Genomic DNA, 4858 nt, shown 5'->3' with positions numbered 1-4858 from the left:
CAAAAACCCACAACAGTTGAGCCTCGCAATATGCGGAAGCTGAACCGGACAGCCGTGGGACAAGCCCGGCCATGACGAGCTTGGGGTTGGCGGTTTCCACTTTTCAAAGAGCGGTTAGTCTGAGACATGCTGCCTTATCCTCGCGGCGCATCCGCGCCCGAGCTTTGCGTCACGCGTCGCCTCCGGATAACGCAGAGGCGCAGGGAAGGCCGGATGCTGGCCGCACCCATGGCCCGCCTGCGGAAAAAATGCAGGCGGCAGGAACCACAGGTTCAGCCGAGATCACCCGGCCCTCCCTGCGCGATGGTCTGACGGCTGCTTCGCGTTCTCCCTGGTGCGCCGGGCTTTCTGGCCACCATCGTCCGCGTGATGCAGAGCACCACAACGAACTTGACATCAGCGTCGGGATGCCAGGACCGCGCGACTTGACCGTGCGCATCGGAATTGTTCGTCCGCGCGGGCAATCCCACGCGCAATCCGACACGCCCATCGCATCCCACACTCAGCGTTCGTGACGACCGCGATACGCCCCTCTTGCTGTGAGGCGGGACGCGCGGAAATCTGCGCCTGATTTGCCCGACGGCGCAAGGACTTTCGTGCGACGAACTAACATGACGGGCAATTCGTGCATGAGCGTCATGCGCGATCTGCCCGTCGTGCGGACATCACGTGCATTCTCCCTGTCACCAACATCACGCGGCGTTGGCAGGTCGATCCCGGACTCTCCGAACCGATGCGCCGCGATTAATCATCGCTGATGGACGCGGCTCAAGGCTCGCCGAGACCGCGAGCCAAGCACAAACATTGATTTGGCCGCGGTTCGATGCCACCTTTCGCGATCTCCGACACTTCTTCTCTTCAGGAACGTGAGGCGATCTGGGATGCGCGTCCTGCTGTCGGAAGGATCAGGCCTCACGTCGCGTCAGGTCGCCGGGCGCCTCGGCGCGCTCGGACATGAGGTCGAGATCCTATCCTCGACGCGGATCTGCCTGTCGCGCTTCACCCGGCATGTGCGGGCGGTTCATGACGTGCCGCGGTTCGGACGCGATCCGTTCGGATGGCTCGCCGCGGCAGAACGCATTGCAGCCGAGCGAAAGGTCGATCTGCTGTTTCCGACGCAGGAGCAGGTGACGGTGCTCTCGGCAAGATTGCCGCAGCTTCGGGTCACCACGATCGCGCCGCCGTTCAAAAGTCTCACGCGGGTTCAAGACAAGATATCCGCCTTTCATACGCTCGAAGCCGCAAGCGTGCCACAGCCGCCCACGACGATGGTCTCGCGGATCGAGGATCTCCGTGACGTCGCAGCCTATCCCGTTTTTCTGAAGCGCCCCGTCAGCACGGCAAGCTCGGGCGTCCGCAGGGCGCGAAACGCCGCCGAGCTCAATGCAGCCGCGCGCGAGCTTGGACTTGGTGACGGCTCGGCGTTGATTGTCCAGTCCGAGGTGGCAGGGCCGCTCGCAATGGTGCAGGCCGTTGCCAACCGCGGCCGGCTGGTTGCGCATCATGCCTGCCTTCGCGTGCGCGAGGGCGTCGGTGGCGGAGCGTCGCTGAAGCAGAGCATCGTGCTGCCCGGTCTGGCCGTCATGCTGTCGCGGCTGGTCGCGTTGCTGGATTGGCACGGTGGGCTGTCGATGGATGTGATCATCGCCGATGGCGGACCGGTCATCATTGATGTCAATCCCCGGCTGGTCGAACCTGCCAACGCCTTCGCGGCGGGTGTGGATCTCGTTGCGGCGATGATCGATACGGCCATTGGTGCTGCGACTGGGGAATGTCCGGCTGGGGCCGCCGGCGTGCGGACCCGCCAGACGCTGCTGGCGATCCTTGGCGCCGCCGAGCAGACGGGGGCGCGGATCGCAGTGTTGCGCGAAGCGATCGATGCGATTGCGGCACGCGGCGACTACGCCGGATCAACCGAGGAACTGACGCCAGTCGCGGGCGATCCGCTTGCGCTCGTTCCCGTCATCGCTGCGCTCGGCGCGTCGCTGATCCGCCCGTCGCTATGGCGCAAATTCCATAGCGGCGCCGTTGGTCCCTACGCGGTCACGCCGGAGGCGTGGGCAGAGATTCTGGCTGCGGCGGCTTGATAGCGCAGACCGCCGCGGTGATCCGGCGAGGATTGCGCGTCTTCAATCCCTCTGGACTTAACTCATTCACACGGTGGTCGCATATCTAATGACAACTAACATGACGGGCAGTTCGTGCATGAAGCTCATGCGCAAACTGCCCGTCGTACAACGTCTGATGCGGCTTGGTGGCTGCTGCCTCGTCGGCAATCTACAGCAAGCCGACCTTGTGCATCATGTCGCGGATCTGCGCCGGACTGGGATCACCGGCGGCCGGGCTCGACCACTCGCCGGTCGTTGTTGCCGGGCCCCTGGCAACCGAGCCGGATCCGTTGGGCTTGCCATTGGGCGCCTGCGGCGCCAGCGTCGGAGACGTCGCGGCGTTCTGCGCTTCGCCGCGCGCCAGTCCCAGCAGACGACGAAGGACGTCGAGCGAGGGATCGGCCGCGGGCGCGGAGGCGACGCCCGCCTCCAGGCCGAGGGCGCGCATCGCGTTCGGCAGTCCGGCTCCCGCACGATTGGGGTCGCCGAACTGCAGCGGCGTCGACGTCTCCTTCAGGATCTGGAACAGCCGCTCCACGCGTCGCGCGTCGCGCGTCGCGAACGGGCCCTTGAAGTCGGGATGATGCGCCAGCACCAGCGCAGCGAGGCCGGTGACATGCGGCGTCGCCATCGAGGTGCCGTCCCACGCCCCGAAGCCATCGGCCGGCAGCGAGGACACGATGCCGACGCCGGGCGCGCAGACGTCGATCTCCGGCCCGAAGCAGCTGAACTTCGCCGGAAAATATCCGTCGCTGCTGCGGAAGCCGTCCAGCGCCTGCTGGGCGTGGAAGCTGTCCTCGGGAAACTCGCCCCATTTGCCCATCGCGGCGACCGACAGGCAATGCGGCGTCGAGCCAGGAAACTGGACCGGCCCCGACGAATTTCCCGCAGCGACGATACAGGCGAGGCCCATCTGCTTGGCCCGCAGGATCCGCTCCTCGATGATCTGCGACGGCTCGCCGCCGCCCAGGCTCATATTGGCGACGTCGATGCCGTTCTCCATGCAGTAGTCGAGCGCCGAGACGAGATCGCTGAACCGGCCGCCCGGGAAGATCCGGCAGACATGGATTTCGGCCGCCGGAGCGAAGCCGCGAATGCCGCCGCCGCTGCCGACCGGGCCGCCGGCGATAATCCCGGCGCAATGCGAGCCGTGACCGATGGTATCGACGGTCCAGCTCGCGGGATCATTGCCGACGATGCTCTTACCGATCGTGACGCCGTGCAGATTGCGATGCGTTGGTGCTGCGCCGGAATCGATCACCGCGATCTTCACGCCCGCGCCATTGTAGGCGAGGGGAACACGATCGAGGCCCATCGCGCGCTGGCCCCATCCCAGCAATTGCTGGCCGGGAAAGCCGCGCAGGTAGGCGCCCAGCGTCTTCGCGGCAATGCGATTCACGCTGTCGGGGGTCAGTTGCGGACGGTCGAGCCAGAAGGTCCAGTAATCGACCCGCGGCTTGATCAGGATCGAGCGGATGGTGTCGGGCGTTTCGCCCTGAATCTTGAGCGTGACACGGCCGCTGGCGTCGGTGACGCCCTGAACCGGCCACACGCTGCCGAACACGTAGACTTCCACTTCCGGCAGCGGACCGCTCTCGCCGACCACTTCGATCGTCGTCGAGAAGCCGTCGGCCAGGGGAATGAGGACGCCGGGATTGGGAAGCTGGTGCGGCGCCGGAGTCTGCGGAACGGTCGGATCGAGCATGTAGGTGAGCGGCGCATCGCGCTCGACCGCGAGCCGCGCTCCGGCCTGGGCCTTGAGCAATTCGGCCTTGTCGGGCGTCATGCGGGCCAGCACCATGGGGCCGAGCGGCGCCTGTCCCGGGTCGGCGCTCTGAAATCCGAGCAGCCGCGGCGGCTGAATCGTCTTCACCACGTCGATGTCGGGAGTGTTTGTCAGTTGCTGGACGATGAAGTCGGCGCTGAAGGTCGCAAGCCCCGTCTGCTGGCGCGGGGCCAGGATGTACTGCGCCCGTCGCTGCGAGATCGTTGCGCCGGGTTGCCTCGTCGCTGGCGCCGCCTTGCCGCCGTCGCTGCGACCGGTCCCTTGCGCGGCAGGGGCTGATGCGGCGGTCGCCGCTGCTGCGGCCTGCGGTGCGGCAGAGGCCTCGGCTGAGGGCTGCTGCGCTCCGGGCTGCGCTCCGGTGCCGCTGACGGCCGTGCCGGCCGCATCCTTCTGATCAGAGATTTCGGGTTTGCTTCGTGCGGCCATCTGCGGGCTCCTTCATCCTCGCTCGTGACATCGTCGGGGGCGCGGCTGGAGTCAGCCGGCGCCAAAGGGTTTCAGTGGAGCGTTCGGCTCGACCACGATCGTGCTGAAAGTCGATCGGAGGCGATCGGCCTGGCTCTTCGTCATCGACAGGATGACGACGTCGGGGGCGACCTGACCGATGCGCTTCACGCCGGGCTCGCGGCTCAGATGATCAGCAAGCTGGCCGGACTTGACCGGCTCGCCCTGCACGATGAATTCCTGCTCCGAGTTCGGATCCGGCATGCCTCGCTCCCTCCATGTCAGGTCGGCGGTGGGCGGACCTTCGGCGCGCCCACCGTCTCACTCGCTTGCATCCGCGTTGCGAATGTCGCGGATCGTTGCTTCCAATCGGTCGTCCTAGTGCATCGTGCCGGTGGGCTGGCCGGTGGCGAAGATGCCGAGCGTATGCCCGATGTTGAGGCCGGTCTGCGCGCCCTGTCCGATCTTCTTGAGCACGCTCCAGAAGCCCTGCAGCTCCATGTCGGTCGGCTGCGCCGCC

Annotated in this window: 3 protein-coding genes; 1 reads left to right on the top strand and 2 read right to left on the bottom strand. The window is 66.3% G+C overall.

Annotated features, from left to right (window positions below):
* Positions 1-881 precede the first annotated feature (881 nt).
* Positions 882-2087 carry an ATP-grasp domain-containing protein gene (locus QX010_RS32955; protein WP_316183703.1) on the top strand — a complete coding sequence of 402 codons (1206 nt, stop codon included), beginning with the start codon at positions 882-884 and terminating at the stop codon, positions 2085-2087.
* Positions 2088-2277: 190 nt separating this feature from the next.
* Here the strand turns inward: QX010_RS32955 and QX010_RS32950 are convergent, their stop codons facing one another.
* Together QX010_RS32950 and QX010_RS32945 are read right to left on the bottom strand one after the other, a co-directional pair.
* Positions 2278-4320 (bottom strand): S8 family serine peptidase, encoded by a 2043-nt coding sequence (locus tag QX010_RS32950; protein ID WP_316183702.1) that lies wholly within the window; start codon positions 4318-4320, stop codon positions 2278-2280.
* A gap of 51 nt (positions 4321-4371) precedes the next feature.
* Positions 4372-4602 carry a hypothetical protein gene (locus QX010_RS32945; protein WP_316183701.1) on the bottom strand — a complete coding sequence of 77 codons (231 nt, stop codon included), beginning with the start codon at positions 4600-4602 and terminating at the stop codon, positions 4372-4374.
* Positions 4603-4858: the final 256 nt, after the last annotated feature.

The organism is Bradyrhizobium sp. SZCCHNRI1009 (assembly GCF_032487575.1).
In the GTDB taxonomy this organism is placed as follows: Bacteria; Pseudomonadota; Alphaproteobacteria; order Rhizobiales; family Xanthobacteraceae; genus Bradyrhizobium.
The sequence above is the reverse complement of the archived record's forward strand: the minus strand, read 5'-3'. Positions and strand labels throughout refer to the sequence as shown.

What these genes read in the sequence shown, in the direction of transcription:
- QX010_RS32955 (WP_316183703.1), top strand. Translation starts at nt 882, where the DNA reads ATGCGCGTCCTGCTGTCGGAAGGATCAGGCCTCACGTCGCGTCAGGTC.
- QX010_RS32950 (WP_316183702.1), bottom strand. Translation starts at nt 4,320, where the DNA reads ATGGCCGCACGAAGCAAACCCGAAATCTCTGATCAGAAGGATGCGGCC.
- QX010_RS32945 (WP_316183701.1), bottom strand. Translation starts at nt 4,602, where the DNA reads ATGCCGGATCCGAACTCGGAGCAGGAATTCATCGTGCAGGGCGAGCCG.